Origin of the sequence: Gordonia sp. CPCC 205333 (genome assembly GCF_048537885.1) — a bacterium.
GTDB lineage: Bacteria > Actinomycetota > Actinomycetes > Mycobacteriales > Mycobacteriaceae > Gordonia.
Genome location: NZ_JBCLVI010000001.1, coordinates 949,156 through 974,261, shown reverse-complemented (window position 1 = coordinate 974,261; position 25,106 = coordinate 949,156). Strand labels below are relative to the sequence as shown.

The 25,106-nt window shown below is 64.3% G+C and carries 2 protein-coding genes (1 of these 2 running past the window's edge); both read right to left on the bottom strand.

Annotated features, from left to right (window positions below; genetic code table 11):
- Positions 1-17,082, bottom strand: partial view of a non-ribosomal peptide synthase/polyketide synthase gene (locus AAFP29_RS04600; protein ID WP_419216118.1) — the 5' portion only. The gene continues 16,461 nt to the left of window position 1, outside the view; only the first 17,082 of its 33,543 coding nucleotides appear in the window; the start codon lies at positions 17,080-17,082; the stop codon falls past the left edge of the window.
- Entirely contained in the window at positions 17,079-25,106 is an 8,028-nt protein-coding gene (locus AAFP29_RS04595) for an amino acid adenylation domain-containing protein (protein WP_419216117.1), read from the bottom strand. Before AAFP29_RS04595 ends, AAFP29_RS04600 begins: the two co-directional genes overlap by 4 nt.

Genomic DNA, 25,106 nt, shown 5'->3' with positions numbered 1-25,106 from the left:
ACCCAAGTCGGTAGGGACCTCAGGAGTCCGGGCAAGCCAATAGTCAACCTCGTCGCCCCGCGCGTCGATCCGGTCGACAAGCGCGCCGGCCCACGCCCGCATCGATGTCCCCTCGGCACGCAGTGAAATCTCTTGCCCGGCAACATAGTGCGCCCACGCGGTTACCAAATCCTCGATCACCGCACGCCAGGACACCGCGTCGGTGACCAGGTGGTGAATTACCAACACCACCCGCCCGGCCCCGTCCGGATCACGGACCAGCGCGGAAGCCACATTGTGGCCGACACTGGGGTCCAATCGCGCCGACGCCTGCTCGAACGCTGCGACAATATCGGCCTCGAAGTCCTCAGTTCCGATTCGGTGCGGCGACTCGAATTCGGTCACCTGCGCCCTGGCCGGCGTACCTGCTGTGAATTCCCATCCGCCGCTTGTCTGTTCCAGCGTCGCCGACAGCATCGGATGTGCGGACACGACCGCGTCCAACAGATTGGCCAGTACTCCGTCACTGAGCTCATCGGGCGCCTGCAGAACCGCCGATTGTGAGAAGTCTGCGAAATCTGTTGCCGAGTCGCTCTTTTCGAGCATCCACGACACGATCGGCGTGAGTGGCACCGGGCCGGGGGCACCGTCGGCGGGCTCAGCTAACTCAGGCAGGCGAGCCGAACCAGAACCCACCGCCGCAACGATCGCCCGGATTGTCTTGTGTTCGAAGATCTGCCGTGGGGTCAGAACAATACCCGCGGATTTGGCCGCCGAAGCGAGCTGGATCGACATGATCGAGTCGCCGCCGAGTGCGAAGAACGATTCCGCGACGCTAACCCGATCCACTCCGAGTAAGCCGGAGATAATCGCGGCAAGTTGCTCTTCGGCAGCGGTGGCCGGCGCCTCGTAGGTCGCCGACGACCCCAGCTCGGGAGCGGGCAGACCCGCACGGTCCAGCTTGCCGACCGGTGTCAGCGGCAGCGATTCGAGGACCGCGATACTGCCCGGAACCATATATTCCGGCAGCCGATCGGCGAGCCACTGACGCAACGCGGCGACGTCCACGTCGGAATCGGCGACGACATATCCCGCCAGGGCGGAGATGACCGACTCCCCCGAGTCGACAATCCCGCCATCACCGCGAACGCCGACCACCACCGCAGCCGAAACCGACGGATGGTCGGCCAGCGCGGTTTCGATCTCGCCCAGTTCGATCCGCAGTCCGCGCAATTTAACCTGGTCATCGCTGCGACCGGAGTATTCGATAACCGCCTGACCGGCGGCGTCGCGGCGCCAGCGGACCACGTCGCCGGTGCGGTACATCCGATCACCTTCGGTCCCAAACGGATTCGCAACGAATCGATCCGCAGTGAGGCCCGGGCGATCGAGGTAACCGCGGGACAGCGCACCGCCGCACACATACAATTCGCCTGGCACGCCGACCGGCGCTGGCCGCAGCCGACTGTCGAGAACGAGTAGCCCGACACCCGCGATAGGACCGCCGAGAGTCACCGGTTCGCCAACCGACATCGGCCCGCCGATTGTTACACCGATGGTCGTTTCGGTTGGGCCGTAAAGGTTTTGGATCCGGCGGAACGGAGCCCATTGATCCTTCAGCGCCTGCGGAACCGCCTCGCCACCGGCGTACACCACTCGCAGCGCCGGCAGTGCCGGGGCATCGAGGGTGGACAACACCGTCGGAGTCAGGAAGGTGTGAGTCACCGCCTGCCGCATCATGTAGTCCGACAACACTTCTCCACCGACCGCATCGGACGGCCGATAGACCAGTACACCGCCGGTGATCGTCGCCAGGAGGTATTCCAACACCGATGCGTCGAAACTGGGCGATGCGAAGCCGAGCACGCGCGAGTACTCATCGGCACCTGATCGGCGCATCTCTTCGGTCGCGAAGTTGGCCAGCCCCGAGTGGGTGACTGCGACGCCCTTCGGCCGCCCGGTGGACCCGGAGGTGTAGATGACATACGCGGTATTGGAAATTCGCACCGGCGCAAGCCGATCGGTGTCGCTGATCGGATCAGCCGACAATCCACTGATGGTGGCTGCCGTCGCCGGATCGTCGAGACGGGCCCAGTCAAATCCGTGCTCGGGGAGATCGCCGGTGTCGTCGACTGACAGCCCGAGTACCGCACCCGAATCTTCGACCATGTTCGCGACCCGCTCGGCCGGATAGTCGGGGTCGATCGGTACGTAGCCGCCGCCGGTTTTGGTTACCGCCCAGATCGCGGTGAGCAGTGCAGTCGAGCGCTTGATCGCCAGCGCGACCAGCTTCTCCGGTCCGATACCTTGCGTGATGAGCCAGCGGGCCAATCGATTCGACCGTTGATCGAGTTCGATGTACGTGAGGCTGTCACCGGCGGAATCCACCACCGCCTGGCGCATCCCATGCTGCCTGGCCGCTGTCGCGAACAGTTCGGCCAGCAGCGCCGGTGCGGTGCCAGCGCCGCCGGTGACGACTGCCGCGTTCTCAGCTATCACCGGGGCGGCCGGTATTTCCTCGGGCGCGGCCGACGGACTTAGCGACGCGACGAACTGCGCTGGACCGTCGAGCGGGATGTCGCCGATCGCGATGCCGGTGTCGTCGACCACGCTATCGAGCACATTCACCAGTCGCGCGGCGAAAGACCGCACGGTAGCGGCATCGAAGAGATCGACGGCGTAGACGATCGTCCCCTGCCACGGGTTATCTTGTGTAGGAACAATATTGACCAGCAGGTCGACACGCGCCGGCACCGTGTCAGTGGCGACCGGACTCACGTGCAGCCCGGCAACCTCACCCGAGGTCAGCCCGGCCCCCGCGAGTTCGGGCACCGTCGTCTGGTCGAAGGTGAGCCAGACTTGCGACAGTGGCGCGAAGGACGCCGACCGGACCGGATCTACGGCGTCGACAACTGTCTCGAATGGCACGTCAGCGTGAGCGAACGCGTCCAGGTCGGTAGCTTTCGCGTCGGCAAGGATGTCGGCGAAGGAGGCGCCGCCGTCCATCCGGGTCCGCAGCACCAACGTGTTGACGAACATGCCGATAAGCGGATCGAGAACCTGCTGGCCACGGCCGGCGATGGGGGTACCGATCGCGATGTCGTCGGTAGCGCTGGTCCTGGCCAGCAGAACGGCGAGTGCTGCGTGCACCACCATGAAATTGGTCGCACCGGCCTCCTGCGCGATCCGCGCGATCCGCGCCGATGTGGCCATCGGAATCTCGAAGGTCACCTGCGCACCGGATTGCGACGCGACCGCGGGACGTGGCCGGTCGGTGGGCAGCTCGATGACGTCCGGCAATCCCGCCAACTGCGTTGTCCAGTAAGACAATTGACGTCCGACCACCGAAGACGAGTCGTCAGCGGCGCCAAGCACCCGATGCTGCCAGATCGCGTAGTCGGCGAATTGCACTGCCAGCGGGACGAATTCGGGTTCACGTCCGTCGACGCGAGCCAGGTAGGCAGCGACCAGGTCGGCTACCAGCGGAGCCAACGATTCGCCGTCGGCGGCGATGTGCTGGGTGACGATTGCGAGAACATACTCGTCACTTGCCACCGGCCACAGCCGCAACCGGATCGGATACTGCGCGCTGACATCGAATCCAGTCGTCACCGCGGCGGCGACAGCCTCTTCTGAATCGACTATCTGCCAATCGATTTCAGAATCGGCCCGCGACGCCTCCTGCACTTGTTGTACGGGCTGGCCATCCTCGGCCGGGAATAGCGTTCGCATTACCTCGTGTCGGCTGATGAGATCGCCGACCGCAGTGCGCAGCGCGGCCACATCGAGTGGCCCTGACAACCGCAAAACCACCGGAATGTTGTATGCCGAGGACTCTGGATCGAGCTGATTGACGTACCACATACGCTGCTGCGCGAACGACAACGGCACCCGGCCGGGGCGCGGCCGGGTGGCGGTGATCGGCGGACGTGCCACTCCAGCAAGTTCGGCAGCGGCCAAGTCGCGGATCGAGGGATGTGCGAATACGTCGCGTACACCGACCTCGGTGCCCAACGCCTCGCCGATACGCGCGGCCAGCCGCATCGCCGAAAGCGAGTTGCCGCCGATATCGAAGAAGCTATCGGTGACACTGACCCGCTCGACACCCAACACGTCGGCGAAGATCTGCGACAATTCGTGTTCGATCGCACCGGTGGGCGCCACGTAGTCGTCGGTGGTGAATACCGGCTCCGGCAATGACTTACGGTCCAGCTTGCCCGCACTGTTCAACGTCACGTCGTCGAACGCCACCCACACCGACGGCACCATGTAGACCGGCAGTGACTGCGTCACCGATGCTTTCACGGCATCCACGTCGATGGTTGATGGCGATACATAACCGACCAGGTGCTGCACACCTTCGGCGGCGTCGATGACTGTCGCGGCTGCGTGCACCACACCGGGGACCGCTGCCAATGCGGATTCGATTTCACCCAACTCGATGCGCTGTCCACGGAGCTTGACCTGGAAGTCGGTGCGGCCCAGGTATTCCAGCACGCCGTCACCGCGACGGCGCACCAGGTCGCCGGTTCGGTACAGCCGGTCACCGGAGCCGAATGGATCGGCCACGAACCGGTCGGCGGTCAACTCGGGTCGGCCGGCGTATCCGCGGGCGAGCTGAACACCGCCAAGGTACAGTTCGCCGGCAACTCCGTCGGCCACCCGATGGAGCCGGGAGTCGAGCACAACCGATGACGAATTCCATACCGGCACACCGATAGCCACCGAGGTTGCGGTCGGATCGACCGAGTGGATCTTCTCGTAGGTGATCTCCACGGCGGCCTCCGTCGGCCCGTAGAGGTTGTAGAAGAGCGGTGATGGCAGCGCCGTCCGCAGTTCGGCTGCCACCGCTGGCGGCAACGCCTCACCGGTCGCCGAGACGATCCGGATCGACGTCAACGACGAAATCCGTTCACGCCCGACGACTTCGCAGAACACGGACAGCATGGACGGCACAAAATGCACCATCGTGGTCTGCGTCCGGGCGATCTCGTCGGCCACGAACAACGGCCGCAGATGCCCGTCGTCGGCCAAGATCGTCATCCGCGCACCAACCATCAACGGCGCGAATAATTCGGGCACCGATACGTCAAACGTGTAGGGAGTCTTGAGCATTACCGTGTCGGTCTGATCGATCGGCAATTCGCCCAGGCCCCACCACAACCTGTTAAGCACCGCGCGATGCGACAGGGTCACTCCCTTGGGCCGTCCGGTTGAACCGGAGGTGAAGAGTGTGTAGCACGCGTGGTCGGCGCGCAACGGCGACAATCGCAGGGTATCGGTTACCGGTTCGGTAGCGAGATCGACGTCGCCGGAGGTATCGACCCTGATAACCCGAAGGCCGCGATCGGCTGCGGCGGTTACGACGGCGGCCGCCGATTCCGGATCGGTGACCAGCAGAGCCGCGACGGCCGCGGTATCCATCATGTATGCTGCGCGTTCGGCAGGCGCAGCGGTGTCGATGGGCACGTACTGGCCGCCCGCCGTGATCACCGCGTGGATGGCAACAACCATCTCCACCGACCGCGGCAGCGACAGGGCGACCGCGACATCCGGCCCGACGCCCATCGAAATGAGTTCGCGGGCAAGCGCATTCACGCGCGCACCGAATTCGCGGTACGACACCGATCGGCCGGCGAACTCCAGGGCGGCATGCTCCGGCGATAGCGAGATCTGCCGTGCGACCGCATCAGGCAAGGTGGCGACGTCAGGCAACCCGATATCCGCACCGAATTCCCGGCCGCGGATCACGGCCACCTGCCCGGCCGACAGCATCGCGATATCGCCCACGGCAAGATCCGGATCGGCGGTCACCGCGTCAAGAACGCCAACATAACCCGCCATCATCGAGTCGACCGTCGCCGCGTCGAATAGATCGGTCTCGAAGGTCACCGAACCCGGCCATCCGGCGCCATCGCGGCCGGTCGACACCGTGACGTACAGATCGAGTTGTGCCGGAACATCTTCCGGCTTAACCGGCGAAATACCGAGCCCGGCGACCGAATGTTCGACGCCGGCTACCGAAGCTCCCGGATCGAATGACAGCAGCACTTGGGCGAGCGGCGCGAAGGCCTCACTGCGCACCGGATCGACCGCGTCGACCACCGTCTCGAACGGCACGTCGGCATGGGCGAAAGCGTCGAGATCGGTGGCCCGAATCTCGTGCAGCAACTCATCGAACGAAGCCGCGGAATCGATCTCGGTTCGCAACACCAGGGTGTTGACGAACATGCCGACGAGCCGTTCGAGAACTTGATGACCGCGGCCGGATACCGGTGTAGCTATCGCGATATCGGTTGACGTGCTGAGGCGAGCGAGCACGACGGCCAATGCCGCGTGCAACACCATGAACGCGGTGACACCATGCGACTGCGCGAGTTCATCGATCCGGGACGCGATATGCGCGGGGACGGCGAACTCGACCGTCTGCCCGCGATGGGACGCGGCCTGAGCTCGCGGACGATCGGTCGGCAGATCGAGGACATCGGGCAACCCGGCCAGTTGGTCTGTCCAATACGACAGTTGGCGACCGACCACCGACTCGTGATCCTCGGGTGAGCCGAGTACCCGATGCTGCCACAGCGCGTAGTCGGCATACTGAACCTCAAGTGGGTCGAATATCGGCGCGCTACCGGTCGAGCGGGCGACATAGGCCGTCAACAGATCGGTCACCAGTGGCAGCGACGATTCGCCGTCGGCCGCGATGTGATGTGAGACCACCGCGAGGATGTGCTCGTCGCCACGGCTGTGGAGCAGGACTCGCAGTGGCCACTGGTCGGCAAGATCGAAACCGGCCATCGCCCCGGCGAACAACTCGCCTTCGGTCCCGACCGTTCGCCAGATCTCCCGATCATCTAATTCCGTTGCCGCGCAAACCTGCTGGCACGGAATACCGTCTACCGCCGGGTATACCGTCCGCAGAATCTCGTGTCGCGCGACAACATCGGCAACCGCCGCACGCAGTGCAGGCGCATCGAGCGAGCCGGTCAACCGCAAGACGGCGGGAAGGTTGTACACCGGCGAGTCTAGTTCGAATCGGTTGATGAACCACATCCGCTGCTGAGCGAAGGACAGCGGAATCACATCCGGTCGAGGGACCACGGCCACGATCGGGGCCGCTGCCGCCGGTCCGGTAGCCGCCGCCGCGACCAGTGCCCGCACGGTCGGCGCTTCGAACAGATCCCGGACCGACAGGTCGACACCGAGTACCTCACCGGCGCGGGCCGCGAGCCGCATGGCGGACAACGAGTTTCCGCCCAGTTCGAAGAATGAATCGGCGACGCTGACCCGCTCGACACCCAGCACGTCCGCGAAGACCCGCGCGAGGGACGCCTCGTCCTCGGTCGCTGGAGCGGCGAACTCGGCTGCTACGCCGCCGAAATCCGGCTCGGGCAATGCTTTTCGATCGAGTTTGCCGGCACTGTTGAGTGCGATGTCGTCAAGCACCATCCAAACGGTTGGCACCATGTAGACCGGAAGTGATTCCGCGACAATATGTTTGATCCCGTCCAGGTCAAGCGCCTGACCGCCGCGGCCGGCCAGATACCCGACCAGATGCTGCGAACCTCCTGGCCCATCGGCAACTGTTGCCGCGGCGTGGACCACGCCCGGCGCACCGGCAAGGACAGACTCGATTTCGCCGAGTTCCACCCGCTGGCCGCGGAGTTTCACCTGGAAGTCGGTGCGGCCCAGGTACTCAATGTTGCCGTCGACGGTCCGGCGAACCAGGTCACCGGTTCGATAGAGGCGAGCACCGGGCTCGCCCAGCGGGTCGGCGATGAAGCGGTCCGCGGTGAGATCGCCGCGCGAGGCGTAGCCGCGCGCCAACTGATTACCACCCAGATAAAGCTCCCCCGGAACGCCGGGCGGAACCCGCTGCAATCGCGAATCCAAAACCACCGCGGACGAATTCCAGACCGGAACACCGATCGGCACCGTCACATCGTCGGCACTGATCCGCTCGATCTTCTCGTAGGTGATCTCGACGGCCGCTTCGGTCGGTCCATACAAGTTGTAGAACAGGATCTCCGGCAGCCACTCGCGGAGCTGTGCTGCCAACCCCGGCGGGAGGGCTTCGCCGGTCGTCGAAATGATTCGGATGCTATCCATTGCGCGTACTCGCGTTTGTCCGACGATCTCAGCGAACACCGAAAGCATCGACGGAACGAAGTGGACCATCGTCGCCTCCGTCCGCTCGATGATATCGGCGACGTACAGCGGGTCGAGGTGTCCGCCGTCCTTGAGAACCACCAGGGTGGAGCCAACCATCAACGGCGCGAACAACTCCGGTACCGAGCAGTCGAATGTGTACGGCGTTTTCTGCACCACCACGTCGGAAGCGCCGATGGGCAGCTCGTCCAGACCCCACCACAGCCGGTTCACCACCGCGGCATGCGACAGCGTCACGCCCTTCGGCCGCCCGGTTGATCCCGATGTGAACAATGTGTAGACGGCGTGGTCGGGCCGCAACGGCGCCACCCGCTCGGCGTCCGCGATCGGTGCAGCCGACAGATCCACGTCTGCCGAAGTATCGACTTCCACTACCCGCACACCCGATGATGCCGCGACCTTCGCACCGGTCGAGTTGGCCGTCTCAGCCGACACCAGCATCACGCGCGCTCCGGCGGTCGCGACCATATATTCGACGCGTTCGGCTGGCGCACCGATATCCATCGGCACATACTGACCGCCGGCAGCGACCACGGCATGCACCGCGACCATCATCTCCACCGACCGTCCGATGCTGACGGCTACCGCCGACTCCGGCCCGACTCCGAGCGAAATCAGTTTGCGTGCAAGTGAATTCACACGCGCAGCGAATTCACCGTAAGACACTTCGCGCCCTTCGAACCACAGCGCGGTGTCCTGCGGCGATCGCAGTGCCCACGCCGCGGCGACATCGGCGACCGTTCCCGGCGCCAGTGGAGTTAGGGCGCCCCACTCAAGTGCACGGACCTCCGCACGAACTGCCTCGTCCATCAACTCGACATCGCCGCTACGAGTCTGCGGGCGGTCGGCGAATACCCGCAGGATCTCCGCCAACGCCGCCGAGAAGACCCTGATCTGATCGTCGTCGAATGCGCCGGGCAAGTATTTCAATTCGATCGCAAGACCGTCGGTCGTCGGCGAGGTGACCATATTGAGCGGATAGTGCGTGGCATCGGTCGAATCGATCCCACGGATGTCGAGATCGCCGCTCGCGGAAGCATTCAACGCGGCGAGCGATTCGGTATCGACCGGATACGATTCGTGAATCGTGAGGGTGTCGAAGCCAACCGGCACACCGGCAGCGGCGATGATATCGGGCAGAACCAGATGCTGGTGGTCGAGGACAGCGATCTTGTCGCGCTGCAACCGCTCCACGATCGAACCGAGGTCGGCGGCGGGGTCGACGTCGACGACGACCGGCAACGTGTTGATGAACAGACCGACGATGGATTCCGCACCTGCAAGTTCGGCCGGACGACCCGATACCGTCTCACCGAAAGTGACCACCCGATTGCCGGTCACTCGCGCGAGCAGAATCGCCCACGCCGACTGCAGCACCGTCGCGAGAGTCGCATTGTGTTGCCGTGCAACCGATTCGAGCTTTTGAATCAACTCCTGATCGAGGACAACCCCGGCGACGCGCGGCATCGACTCAGCCGTCGCCGCCACGGTGGGAGCGACCAGTGTGGGACCGTCCACGCGACTGAGCACCTCACGCCAGGCCGAGAGGCCCGCTGCGACTTCGGTATGTGCGACGAGTTCGAGGAAGTCGACGAAGTCCGCGTCGGCCGGATCGGCGGTGTAGGCCTGCCCGGTGGCGTAGATCGCCATCAGATCAGCAAGGACAAGCGGTCCCGACCATCCATCGAAGAGGATGTGGTGGTTGGTGATCACCACATCCACCCCCTCGCCGTGCCGTACGACGACAACCCGCAGTAACGGTGGCTGCGCGAGATTGAACGGAATCGTCTTCTGTTCCAAGGCGATCCGCGCAACCGAGGTGGCAGCGGTTTCGGCGTCCTGATGGGCGGTATCGACCACCGACCACGGAACCTCGACCGCGTCGGGTACCACCGCTACGACCGCACCGCTCGCGGTACGAACATAGCCGGATCGCAGCACGCGGTGCCGGGCCACAAGTTGGCCGACCGATTCACGTAGCCGGGCGAGATCGACATCTGCGCCGAGATGGAGGACCGCCTGGGTCACATAGACGTCGACTGCGCCGTCACCGGCCATCTCGGCCTGGAAGTACAGCCCACGCTGCAATGGTGCGAGCGGCCAGATCGCCGCGTCGCCGAATTGCGCGGCAAGAGCGTCGAGGTCGCCTTGCGTCACCGCGACCCCTGGCACATCCGATGGCGACAGGCCTGGATTCGCCTGCGCGACCGCCTCGGCCGCCGCCGCCAACTCGATCGACCATCGGTCGGCGAGGTCGGCGACATCGGCGTCGGAGAGCATGGCGCCCGGGAACCGCATCGACGCCCGCAACGACGGTTGACCGTCGACCACGGTGGTGTCGACATTGATGGTCAGGGCGGCCATCGCGGCCATCGCACCGGACGGCGACGCGGGCAGCACGGGCGCGGTCAGATCCGGAACGAATCCGACTTCGGCGACGGCACCCGCGCCACCCGCGGTTGCGCCGAGATAGTTGAAGATCACCGACGGTAGTGGGCGCGAACGCAATTCGGCGTCGTCGGTGTACCGGAGCAGACCGAACCCGATCCCCTCGTCGGGCCGGCCGAGTCGTTCTTCCTTCGCGGCTTTGACCGCATGAACTATGTCGGTACCGGGCTCCAGGTTCATCGGCGCCAGCGTGGTGAACCAACCAACGGTCCGCGATAGATCGGCGCGGCGAGCGTCAGGTCCGGAGGCGAGTACTTCTTCGTAACGACCGTGGCCCTCAACGAGTACCGATACCGGCGCGGCATCGACGATTCCCCGATCGTGTTGCCAGGAACGAACCGCACGTGCGAATGCGCCGAGCAAAACGTCGTTGACGTTGCCGCCGAACGCATCCGGGGCGCTGCGCAGCAGGTCAGCGGTCAATTCCGGATCGATCATCCTGGTCAGCACCGACGATGTGTATTCTCGGTCGCGCGCTCGCTTGGGCGGCGTCCCGAAATCCGTCGGCTGAGCCGGCAGGCGGTCGAGCCAATAGTCGTATTCCCTTGTCCGCGCTGGGCTTTGGGTGGATAGAGCGGCCGACCAGGCACGCGCCGAAGTTGCTTCGCCGCGTATCCGAAGAGACTCACCGGCGTCAATCTGCCCCCAGCCGGTCGCGAGGTCTTCGACGATGGTGCGCCAGGAGACCGCGTCGACGCCGAGGTGATGGATCGCGATTACTATGCGCCCACGGCCATTCAGAGCCTTAACAAGCGTCGCTCCGATCAGCCGGCCAACCGATGGGTCGAGCCGGGCGGTTGCCGACGAATGCGCCGCGACCACGTCGGCGTCGAATCGGGGATCGCCGATGTCATAACCGGATTCGACAACGTCGACGGCGACCGGATCGACGTCGTTACCCCCGACCAGCGTGGGTCCAAACTCGCCATCGGAAAGGCTGGCGGTGAGCATCGGATGTTGAGTTGCAAGTTCAGCGAGTAGATCCGACAGTGACTCGGGGGTGAGTTCCGGCGGTGCGACGAGGACGACCGCCTGCGAGAAGTCGGCGAATTGGGTTGGCGTATCAGCGAATTCGAGCATCCAGGAAGCCGCGGGTGGCATGATCATCTCACCCGCGCCGCCGCCCGGCAGTTCTTCGAGCGCCGGAATCCGCCGCTCAGCGGCGGTGATCGCAGCCGACATCGCACGCACGGTCCGATGCTCGAAGATTTCGCGGGGCGAGAGGTGCAGCCCAGCCGCACGCACCGCGGCAGCCAGTTGAATCGACATGATGGAGTCGCCGCCGAGCGCGAAGAAAGATTCGGTGACGCTGATTCGATCGCGTCCGAGTACACCGGCAACCATCGCTGCCAGTTGCTCCTCGACGGCCCCCAGCGGCGCGGTGAAACCTGAATCGGCGTCGGAGAATTGCGGCGCAGGCAGAGCACGACGATCAATTTTTCCGGCACTATTCAGAGTGATCTCGTCGAGCAGAGTCCACACCGACGGGACCATATACGACGGTAGCGCTGCCGCCGCCGCAGCCCGCACGTCCTCGAGAACCGGATGCTGATGTGCCCCAGCCAGATACGCGACAAGATGTTCGCCGCCACCAGGTGCCTCGACAACAGTCGCAGCAGCATGCACCACGCCCGGCGCCGCGGCCAGCACCGCCTCGATCTCGCCCAACTCGATTCGCTGGCCGCGCAATTTGACTTGAAAGTCGGTGCGGCCCAAGTACTCGATCTGGCCAGAGGTATTCCACCGCACCAGGTCGCCGGTTCGGTAGAGTCGCGAGCCGGTCGTCGAGAACGGGTCCGCGACGAAGCGGTCCGCGGTCAGATCGCCGCGCGCGGCATAGCCGCGTGCGAGTTGCACTCCGCCGAGATACAGCTCGCCGGGAACCCCGACGGGCACCGGGCGCAGGCGTGCATCGAGTACCAATGTCGTTGTGTTCCAAACCGGTTCACCGATTGGGATCACCGCGTCGCCTGACCGCACGGTGTATTCGGTTACATCGACCGCGGCCTCGGTCGGTCCGTAAAGATTCACCACCGAGACGGCGGCATTCGCCCGCATCAGTTCATGCACCGGACCACTGGTCAACGCTTCGCCGGAAGCGAATACCCATCGCAGACTTGCCAGCTCCGACAATCGCCCGTCAAGTACCTCAACGAAGACCGAGAGCATCGACGGAACAAAATGCGCGATCGAAACCGAGTGCGTCTCAATGAGATCGGCGACCTGCTCGGGGTCACGATGAGCGTCCGGGCCGGCGATGACCAACCTGGCACCAATCGAGAGGGGCAGGAACAACTCCCACACCGAAACATCGAAGGTATACGGGGTCTTCTGCACGAACACGTCAGCAGCCGAGAGGCCATACCCGTCGCGCATCCAAGCCAGCCGATTGACAATCGCCGCGTGGGTGACGGTTACTCCCTTGGGGCGGCCGGTGGATCCCGAAGTGAACAGCGTATAGGCGGCGTGTTCAGATCTCAGCGGCGCGAGTCGGTCGGCGTCGGTGATCGCATTACCGGACTCGTTTGGCGTTGTCTCGGTGTCGACGGTGAGTACACGGATTCCATCGAGACCAACGACAGCAGCCGGCGTCTGTCCGCCGATCAAGATCGTATTGACACCCGCCGTGATCGTCATATAGCGCACCCGCTCAGGCGGAGCAGCGATATCGATGGGTACGTAGTGACCGCCAGCGGTGACGATGGCGTGGACCGCGACCATCATCTCAACGCCACGGTCGATCACGACGCCAACTGCGACGTCGGGCCCAACTCCGTACGAAATGAGTTGGCGCGCGAGCTGATTCACTCGTGAACCGAATTCCGCGTAGGTGACCTCGCGGCCGTCGAATACCAGCGCGATATCCGTCGGGGTGGACACCACCCGTGCAGCGACGGCGTCGGCCAGCGATATCGGCGGCACGCCGACTGCAGGCCCGGTCGAATGTGCGATCGCGTCGGCCCGCGTTTGCGGCGACGCCAGTGGCACATCGCCGACTACTGTCGACGGAGTCGCAGTCAATTCCCCCAGCACCCGGACGAACGACTCGGCCAACGCGGCGACGCTCGACTCGTCGAACAGGTCGGTCGCGTAGACCAGCGTGCCAGCCCACGGCTGACCCGACCCGCCGGAGCGGATGATCGCGGACAAATCAAGCTGCGCGGGTACCACCGGAGCATCGATCTGTTCGAATTCGACGCCGGCAACCGAGACCGCGAGCCGCTGTGCCGAAGCCGCCGGATCGAAGGACAGCATCACCTGGGCCAACGGCGCGAACGCTTCTGAGCGCACCGGATCGAGCGCGTCGACGATGCTCTCGAAAGGCACGTCGGCATGTGCGAAAGCATCGAGATCGGCGGTGCGGACACGCGCCAGCAGGCTGTCGAATGATTCGGTGACGTCGACCGGGGTGCGCAACACCAGGGTGTTGACGAACATCCCGACCAGATGATCGAGGGCTGCCTGCCCACGTCCGGCGATCGGTGTGGCGATCGCGATGTCGTCGGTGGCGCTCATCCGCGCGAGAAGTACGGCGAATGCCGCATGGGTGACCATGAATGCCGTAGTGCCCGACTCATGTGCGAGCGCGGCGATCCGATCGCCGACCTGGGCGGGTATATCGAAGGCGAGTTGCGCACCGGTATGCGACGCCGCCCGTGGCCGGGGCCGGTCGGCCGGCAAGTCCAGTCGTTCGGGCAGCCCGTCGAGCTGGTCGAGCCAGTAGGAAAGTTGTTTGCCAATAACCGATTCGGCATCATCGGCTGAACCGAGTACCTCATGCTGCCACAGTGCGTAGTCAGCGAATTGCACTGTGAGCGGCGCGAATTCCGGTACTTCACCCCGCACGCGTGCGGTATAGGAGGTCACGATATCGGCGATCAACGGTAACATCGATTCGCCATCGGTTGCGATGTGGTGAGCCACCAGCGCGAAGACATAGCCGCCGTCCGGCTCGGTCAGCAGACGGGCTCGGATCGGCCACGAAGCGGTGACGTCGAAACCGCCGGCAACCGCGGCGACGATATCGTCGCGGGACGAGGTGATCTGCCAATCCAGCTGTCGGTCAACAGATTCGGCTGAATCGACGATCTGGACCGGTACGCCGTCCTTCGCCGGGAATGTGGTTCGCAACACCTCGTGGCGGACGACGGCGTCAACGACGGCCATCCGCAATGCCGCGACGTCGAGTTTGCCGGTCAACCGGAGAAGTGCCGGGATGTTGTAGGTCGATTCGGTCGGATCGAATTGGTTGATGAACCACATCCGCGACTGTGCGAACGATAGCGGAATCTGATCCGGCCGTGGAACTACCGCGGCGATCGGCGGCAAGCCGACCTCGACATTCCCGGCTCGCTCGGCGAATCCGCGGACGGTCGGCGCCTCGAACAGATCACGCAGATTGAGTTCGACACCGAGTTCCTCGCAGGCACGGCCGACGATCCGGGCCGCGAGCAGCGAATTGCCGCCGACGTCGAATACCGACTCGACAGCCGAAATCGTCTCGATGCCAAGCACTTCGGTGAAGATTCCGGCGATGACCGTCTCCGCGTGCCCCTGCGGAGCGACAAATTCGACGGTGGCCTCGGCTACCGGTCGCGGCAACGCTTTTCGGTCCAGTTTGCCGTTGACGTTCAGCGGCAGTTGTTCCAACGACATGATGATGTCGGGCACCATGTAGTCGGGCACCTTCGCGCCCGCGGCGGCCCGCACCTGCCCAACGTCGAGGTCGGCGCCATCGGCACCGACGCCCACGACATAGCCGACCAACTGGACCACGTCGTCATCGCGTTGATAGACCGTCGCGGCCGCGGCGTTCACGCCCGGCGCGGCGAGTAGCGCGGCCTCAACCTCACCGAGTTCGATGCGGAAGCCGCGGACCTTGACCTGGCCGTCGCTGCGACCGAGGAATTCCAGCGATCCGTTACGCACGATCGCGACATCGCCGGTCTGATACATCCGGCGACCCTTGTCGTCGAATGGGTCGGCGACGAAACGTGTTGCGTTGAGGGCGAATCGGCCAGCGTAACCACGCGCCAATTGGTCGCCGGCGATATACAGATCGCCGGGTACTCCGTCGGGTACTTTCGCGAGCCTGCTGTCAAGGACATAGGTGCGCGTCCGGTCCAACGGCATACCGACATCACTGGCCAGGGTCGCGGCGACGAACTCCGGGGTGAGGGTCCGGCGGGTCATGTACACGGTCGCCTCGGTTGGGCCGTACATGTTGTTGAGCTGTGGGCCGTCATTGCCGTCTTGGGTACGACGATCGGCGTGCCAGCGCCGGACCTGCTCGAAGTCGAGTGCTTCGCCGACGAAGATCATGTACCTGATCGACTGCGCGAGGCGACCCGGCGGTGTCGCATGCCGTCCGGCCGGCGCGCGGACCGCGCCAGCGAGTTGATAAAAGGCCGACGGTGTCAGGTTGACGACGGTAACCTGTTCGCGCTCAAGAACTTCGACGAAGTCCCCCGGCGAGCGGGTGGTGAGGTAGTCGAGGACCACCAGGCGTCCGCCGAATGCCAACGTCACCCAGATCTCGCCGACCGAGACGTCGAACGCGTAGGACTGGAACATCGTCCACACGTCTTGGGGGCTGAAGTCGTATTCCCGGCCCATCGCCGACAGTAACGTCACGACGTCGGCATGAGTCACCACGACGCCCTTGGGTTTGCCAGTGGAACCCGAGGTGTACATGACATAGGCCGGGTGCGCCGGGTCGATGCTCGCCGGAATGGCCGCGACATGTTCGGGGCCGCCACGTCCGGCGATGTCGGTTGCGGTCGCCATTGGCGCGTTTAGACTCGCCCAGGCGATCGCGGTGTCCTGATCGGTCAGCACCACAAGCGGTTTCGCGTCGTCGACGATCGCGGTGAGTCGATCGAGTGGATGCGAGCGGTCCAGCGGCAGGTATGCGGCACCGGATTTGATGATGCCGAGCAACGCGACGATTAGGTCGGCGTCGCGATCGAGTGCTACCCCGACCAGGCTTTCAGGGCCGGCACCGGCGGCGATGAGACCGGCGGCCAGCTGGGTCGAGCGAACGTCGAGTTCGGCGTACGTCAGCGACGATCCGCGCAGGTCGGTTAGCGCCGTCCGAGTGCCGAATCGGTATGCCGCAGAACGGAAAAGACCTGACAGTGATCCGACATCGCTGCTACCGACGAACTCGAAGGCGCCCCGGCGAATCTGATCGAGTGCGCCGCGCATACCGGCGGCGATTTGTTCCGGCGACTTACCCGCGTTGTCGAGCTGCCCGGTCACGCTGGCCCCCACCGCGGCCTCAGTATCCAACCCTTGCGCCGCGAGCACCCCCGCGGTCATCGATACCTGATCGTGTAACTGTCCGAAGGACACCGCGCCCGACGCCGAGATGAATGCAACGGCCAGCGGATCGTTCGCCGCGGCGAACGCGATCAGATCTACGGTCGACGGATTCTTACCCCAGCCACGCGAGAAATCGGCAGCACCAGAATCGACAGCGGTCACGTTCGATTATTTCCTTCTGACAGGTCGGCGGTCATTCCGGTAAGTGCGGCGGCATTGGATCGCAAGTTGCCGAGGGCGTCGTCGAGGGCGGCCGGACCGCCGGCCGCGAGACCGGGGACGGTGCTCATCAAAGCCATCGTGAGTGCGGCGTCGGCGTCGGACCCCGGAAGTGCCGCGGCCATCGCCGTGATCATCGCGGACAACGCCCCGAACGTGATCCCCGGACTCAGCGCTTCGGCCGTCGGATCCGCGTTCGTCGCCGCGGCCACCAGATCGGTCAGAGCGATATCGGCCGTCGGCGCGACGGCCGTGATCTGCTCTTCGGCGGTGAGAATCACAATGTCGCCCACGATACATTCGGTGTCGGCGGCAACGGCCTCCAGCACACGCAGATACCGCTGGGTGATCGTGGCCGCGGTGGACTCGTCGAATAGGTCCGTGGCATAGATGAGCTGCGCTTTCATCGCACGCTCCCCCTTGCCGGACTCGCTGGCCGGATCATTGGGATACAAGGTCAGTTGCAGGTCGACCTTGGCCGGGACGAACTCCTCCGCTATCGGCGAAACCTCCAGGTCGCCAAGGCGTAGCGTCGGGAAGTCGATATTCTGGAACCAGAACATGACCTGGAACAGCGGATTATGGGAAGTGGCGGTAGCACTCACGGTTTCCGCGACAATCGAATCGAATGCGATCTCGGCGTTGGCCATATCCGCCAGATCGTCTCGACGAACCTGCGCGAGAAGTTCGGTGAACGATGCTCCGGCGTCGACGCGGGTACGCAATGCGAGGCTGTTGACGAACATGCCGACGATACCGTCGAGAGCCTGTTCACCGCGGCCCGCATACGGCGTTCCGATCACCAGATCGGTACGGCCTGCCAACCGCGCGAGGAGTACCGCGTAGGCCGCCTGCGTCACCATAAATAGCGTCGTATTATGCTCGCGCGCAATCGATTCCAGCGATCCCACCAGATCGGCGGAGATTTCGAAATCAATCTGGCCGCCGCGGAAACTTGGATTCTTGCCACGCGGCCGGTCAGTCGGCAGGTCGATCGTCTCCGGCACACCGGACAGTCGCTGCTTCCAATAGTCCAGTTGCCGTCGGGCTTCGGTGCGGCCGTCGTGATCAACCGCGGCCAGCCGCTCGGCCTGCCAGAGCGTGAAATCCGCGTACTGCACCGGCAAAGCAGACCAGGGCGGCGCATGTCCTGCCGAGCGCGCCGCGTAGGCGATCATCAGATCCCGTGCCAGCGGCGCCATCGACGAACCGTCGGCGCTGATGTGGTGTACGACGAAAACCAGTACGTGGTCGTCGTCGGCAACGTCGAGTAGGGCCAGCCGTACCGGTGCGGCCTCGGTGACGTCGAAGCCTTGGCCGGTGACTGCCATGATCGCCGCATTCATGTCACCCTCGACCGTCACCGGTGCGACGTCGAGATCGGCCAGGACGGCATCAGCCGGGCTTATCACCTGAACCGGTTCACCGTTGATCATCGGATAGCTGGTGCGCAGCGTTTCGTGGCGCCGCACCAGGTCGCCAATCGCCTCGGCCAATGCGTCGACCCGCAGATCGCCGGTCAGGCGCAGCGCCAGTGCGACGTTGTAGGCGGGGGACGCGGGGTCGGCCCGATTGAGCAGCCACATACCGCGCTGGACGCCAGCCAGCGGTACGACTTCGGCACGCGGACGCGGACCGAGCGGCACTGACGGATGACCTGCCATCAGCCCGGAGATGTATTCGGCCAGCCGTGCGACTGTTTCCGCCTCGAAAAGTGCGGCGACCGGAACCTCGCGATCGACCGCCGCGGCGATTCGCGCGGTGACCTTGGTTGCCGACAACGAGTTTCCGCCGAGGTCGAAGAAGCTCTCGTTGACACTGACCGTGTCTAGGCCGAGGACCTGAGCGAAGATGTCGGCGACGACCGCCTCGAGCTGCGTACGCGGCGCGACGAACGCGTCGGTCGAGGTGAAGTCGATCGGCGGCAGTTGCTTACGGTCGATCTTTCCGATCGGTGTCCGCGCAAATTCGTCAACGATCTTGATGGCCCGCGGCACCAAGAACTCCGGCAGATGCGTCGCGATGTAGTCGACGAGATCGGTGTTGTTCACGATCGCGCCGGGTACGACAGTCACATACGACGCGAGGACCTTATCCCCCGCTGGGCCGGGTACGCCGACACTGACCGCGTTGGTGACATCCGGATGTTTCATCAACGCCGCGTCGAGTTCCCCCGGCTCGATGCGCTGCCCGCGTATTTTGAGCTGGAAATCGTTGCGGCCGTGATAGTCGAATCTGCCGTCTGCCCGTCGCGTGACGCGATCACCGGTGCGGTACATGCGCTGACCGACCGTGAAGGGGTCGGCGACGAAGCGCCCGGCCGTGAGATCGTGGCGTTTGAAGTAGCCCAGTCCGACCTGATCGCCGGTTAGGTACAACTCGCCGACCACTCCGACCGGTACCGGGCGCAGGCCGCGATCAAGGACCAATGCGCCGACGCCCCGACCCGCCATCCCGATGGTGACGTCCTCATTCAGTTCGAATGGACCACCACAGGTCGCCCACACCGCGACTTCGGTTGGCCCGTAAATGTTGTAGATCCGACGATCGCCAAGTTCAACCCAGCGATGCACGAGTTCAGGCGGCAGTGCCTCACCGCCGCATGCCACATCGCGAAAGGTCGGGATATTCAGCGGGTTGAGCGTCGCGACGACCGCGGGCGTCATACAGGCGTGAGTGGCACCGTGTTCAGCGATGAGGTGTTCCAAACTCTCACCGGCATAACTGTCGAAATCCGCGACGACGATGCCGCTGCCCGCGAACATCGCCGGCCACAATTCGCCCATCGCACCGTCGAAACTAGGTGCGCCGACATGGAGCATTCGCGACGAGGTGTCTAAACCCCACTTCGCCACCGCATTGGCCGCGAGGTGGCTGATCGCGCGATTGTTGACGACGGCTGCCTTCGGCTTACCCGTCGATCCCGACGTGAACAGGATGTAGGCCATGTCGTCGGGATGCAGCGGGCGGACAAGTTCGTCGTCGGCGATTGTTCGGCCGCTGTGGCCCGCGAGCTGAAGTTCGTCATTCGCATCGTCGAGGACCAGCCAACTCAGCGTCGACGCCGGTTCGGATACCTCGGCGACGGTAAGCCCAAGGACCGCACCACCTTCGGCGATCAACTCGGCACGACGGTCGGCGGGATGACGCGGATCGATCATGACGAATGCGGCACCTGTTTTGGCAACCGCGACCATCGCTACTACCGAGTGATGCGATCGCGGAATGCTGATCGCGACGACGTCGTTGGCACCGATCTCTCGCGAAATCAACTCGCGCGCAAGCTGATTCGTGCGAGCGGTGAATAGCCCGTAGGTCATCGAGCCATTACCCATGATCGCCGCGGCCATCGGGTCCGCGGTAGCCTCTCCCGCAGCGATGAGCGCACGCACCGTCTGAGCCGACTCAACGGTCGCCGGCGCGGCGGTGAGCCGACCGATCTCGGCGTCATCAACGATGTCGATCCGACCGACGATCTGCCCGGGGTCGGTGACCATCGCGGTGATCATCCGGGTGAGCTGACCGGAAATCTCCTCGATCGTGGAACGGTCGAAAATATCTGTCGCATAACAGAATTGCACGGACAACGCGTCGTTGCAGGTACCCACGACTTCGGTTGCCGAGATCTCCAGATCCATCTTCGCGGCGTCGGGGCGTGCGTCAAGCCACGTTATCGTGTCCCCGCCGGTCAGCGCGGAGATACTGTCCCGCTGCAGGATAAGCGCCACTTGGAAGAGCGGGCTATGCGACCGCGAACGATACGGCGCGACCGCATCGACCACCTGCTCAAACGGCACGTTCGAATGTTCCAGGGCACGGGTCCGGACGCGGTGGGCGTCGGCGATGACGTCGGCGACCGTCGCCGAGGGCGTCACCGCGCTGCGCAGGATCACCGTATTGACGAACATGCCAACTAGATCGGCGGTCTCCGGCTCATCGCGGCCAGCGACAGCCGTGCCGATCGCCACATCGTCGGTGTCGGCGAGCCGGCTCAGCACCAGCGACAGCGCCGCGTGCAGGACGGTGAATGTAGTGACCCCCGCCGCGGCGGCTAATCCCCGGATGCGGGGCACCAGTTCGGCGGGCAACTCGGTGTCGAAATAGGCGCCGACCCCGGAGGGGACGCGCGGTCGCGGTCGATCAGTCGGCAGCGCGAGAATGTCAGGCATGCCTGCCAATTCGCGTTCCCAGAACGAGATCTCCGTACCAAGGCGCGATGTTGGGTCGTCGGCGGCGCCCAGCATATCCCGCTGCCAGATCGCGAAGTCGGCATATTGAATGGGTAGCGGATCCCAGTCCGGCGCAAGCGAATTGCGACGAGCGGCGTAGGCCGTCAGCAAGTCGGTGATCAACGGACGGAGCGACGCACCATCGCCGGCGATGTGATGCAGGACCACCATCAGCACCGAATCTACCTGCACACCAGCGGTATTCGTCACTACGAACAGGGTGCTCCGCATCGGTGTAGACCCGATGAGATCGAAGCCGGCCTTGGCCTCCTCGTCCACCTTCGCCGCGAGTTCGGCTTCGGCGACGGCGACTACACGCAACGCGGTCTCGGGACCGAGTTCCTCGACGTCGAGAATCTCCTGCACCGGCTCACCGTCGACCGCTGGAAACCGCGTACGCAACGATTCATGGCGGATCAGCAGGTCGGCCACCGCCGAGGTCATCGCCGCCGAATCGGTATCAGAACCCAGGCGCACTGCGCCGGGCATATTATAGGTCGACGACGTTGGGTCCATCCGGTTGATAAACCAGAGTCGGGTCTGCGGATAAGACAACGGGATCGAATCACCACGACGCATGGGCGCCAACGGAATTCGGTCAGGAGCCGCGCCCGCCGCCTCGGCGGCACGAGCCAGTTCACCGATATCCCGACTGGCGAACACATCGGTCAGCGGCAGGTTGATCTTCTCACTCGTGCGCAGGCGCGAGGCCAGCCGCGCGGCGACAAGCGAATCGGCGCCGAGTGTGAACAGATTGTCGCGCATACCGATCCGCTCGACACCGAGCAATTCAGAAAGCATCGCGGCCAACGTGAGTTCGATTTCCGATCGCGGCGCGACGAACTCGTAGGCCGCCTGGGTCAGTTCCGGATTGGGCAACGCTGCCCGATCAAGTTTGCCGGTGGGCGTCAACGGCATCTCGGCGAGTACCACAATCGTCGCGGGCACCATATGCGACGGCAGATGTTGCGCGCTCCAGGTGCGCAGATCGTCGCCGGATAACTCGTGGGTATCGCGCAGGCTCTTGACGTATCCCACCAGCACGTTGGTGGCACCATCGGCGCGAACCACCACGACTGCGGTGTCCACCGCCGAATGGGCGCGCAGCACCGCCTCGATCTCACCCAGTTCCACCCGCTGTCCGCGAATCTTCACCTGAAAGTCTTCGCGCCCAAGGTATTCCAGTGTGCCGTCGGCATTCCACCTGGCTCGGTCACCCGTCCGATACAGCCGTCCGCCAACGGATGTGGGATCGGCGACGAACCGTTCCGCAGTCAGTGCGCACTGGCCGTGGTAGCCATCTGCCAACTGCACCCCGCTGACATAGAGTTCGCCCGCGACGCCAACCGGCACCGGCCCCAGTTGGGCGTCGAGTACTCGGGCGACCGCGTTATTGACCGGTCGGCCGATTGGCACCGTCGCGCCGTGATGGTCGCCGATTCGATGGGCGGTGATGTCGACCGTCGCCTCGGTTGGCCCGTAGGCGTTGACGACAACGGTGCCGGGCAGCGCTGCGGTCGCGCGAGCGGCGAGTTTGGCGTCGAACGCCTCACCGCCGAGAATCAGATACCGCAGCGAATCGAGTCGGCTCAGTTGCTCGGCCTCAGCAACATCAAAGAAGGCATCTAGTAACGACGGGACGAACTGAGCGAACGTAACATGCTCTGCCGCAATCAAATCGGCGAGATATGCGGGATCGGCATGGCCGCCGGGGCGGACCAGCACCGTTCGGCAGCCCGCGATTGCTCCGCCGAAGATTTCCGGGACGGATGCGTCGAAGATGAACGGCGCCTTCTGCAGCATCACCTCGGGGTATTCCATCGGGAAAGTCGCGAGGTGCCAGCGCAGAAACGCGGTAAGGGCCGCGTGGGATACTTGCACACCCTTCGGCGTTCCGGTCGACCCCGACGTGAACAGAACATAGGCTGGCATCGACGACGCTACTCGTTGCGGCACAAAAGAACCTGTCGCGTTCGCCGCGTCGAAGGTTTCGCTCTCGACATATCTCGCATCGACGATCAGACGCGGCGACACCGTTTCGATGACCGCTGCCCGACGAGACTGCGGCGCCGAGGGATCAAGTGGGACATAAGCCGCGCCAGCGTACAAGGTTCCGTAAATCGCGACCATCTGCGCGATCCCGCGATCGAGCTGTACGACGACACGATCACCGGGAGCAACGCCTTCGCCGACCAGTCGTTGCGCGAAATCCCTTGCCAGCGAATCGAATTGCGCGAAGGTCCAGCTCTTCCCGCCGTCGGTGACCATCACTCGATCGGGATGAGTCGCGACCTCCGCGACGAACGCCCCGACCACCGTGGCCGGCGCGACCCTGCTCACCGCGGGCGGCTCGCCGACGGAGAATTTCTCCACGACGTCACGTTCACCGTCGAGGAATAGGTCGATGTCGGCGATGGTCCGGTCGGGATCGGCGACGAACCGGTCGACAAAGGCGATGAAACGTCGGTGGTGCGTTTGCAGTTCACCCGGCGTATAGAGATTCGGATTGCCATGCAGGTCGACCACCAGCGGCGCACCGGGGCTCGCCTGGTAGAGGTTGATCAGCAGGTCTTCCAAAATGCCCGAGGCGAGGATGCGATAGTCGACCGTCGCGCCGTCGATCTCGACCGGCTCATCGAAGAACACCATGTTGATCGACGGGCCGAAAGCATAAGAGCCACCGTCGAATCCAGCGTCCCGCCGAATATCGTCGGAGCGATAACGCTGGTGACGCAGCGCGCCGGTCAGCTCCAGTTGGGTCGCCGCGATGAGGTCACGTCCACTGCGTTCGGCCAGCTCGGTGACGCGGACCGGTAACAAATTGGACAGCATGCCACCAGCACGTTTGATCTTCGCTGTCGAGCGGCCGGTCACCGGGAGGCTGAGAACCACATCGTCGGTAGCGGCCATCCGACCGAGGAACGCGCTGAACGCCGCGGTCAGGATGACCGCGAGTGATGAATTCGCGTCGGCGGCGAGCTGTTCGATCCGCCCTTGCAGCTCGGCGTCGAGCACACTTCCGGCGACCACGTTGTCGGGCGAAACCGGGGCGGTACCGGCGACCTTTGACAGGGTGACTCGTTCGGGCATGCCGCGCACACGCTCTTGCCAGTACTCAGCGTCGGAGACTCGGCGAGTGCTGTCGAGATATTTGTGCTCGTCGGCGACGATTTCGGCCATCGTCGCACCGGGCTTCTCCGCCAGTTCGGTGCCTCGCCGCGCCGCGTTGTAGCGCTCGACGGTCATCCGGGTCAGCGTGAGCGCGGCGAATCCGTCGATGATGATGTGATGGCCGCGTGTGTACCAGAAGGTACGGTCGTCGGCGACGCGGAGCAGCACGCAAACCACGAGCTGGTCGTTGAGTAGATCGACCGGGCGCTTGTACTCGGCCCGCATCCATTTGAGGGCGGCCGCAACCGGATCGGCATGGGATCGGAGGTCCATGATGTCGACGTGCTGGTCATAGTCGACGTCGACGACTTGACCGGGTATTCCGTCGTTTTCGACGATACGCAGATACGGCGACTCGGCGGCCTTGCCCGCCGCCTCATTACATTGGGCGAACAGGTCGTGATCGAGTTCGCCCGGCGCGTACCGGATGTCGAGGTATTGCGCGATGTTGACCGAATAGTCGGCGGAGAGGGTTTCGGCGAACCACATGCCGCGCTGGGCGGCGGTGAGCGGCAGAACCGTCGGAGCACCGTCGGAGGGACCGACTGACTGATCCGCCGTTGTCAT

What these genes read in the sequence shown, in the direction of transcription:
- AAFP29_RS04595 (WP_419216117.1), bottom strand. Translation starts at nt 25,106, where the DNA reads ATGACAACGGCGGATCAGTCAGTCGGTCCCTCCGACGGTGCTCCGACG.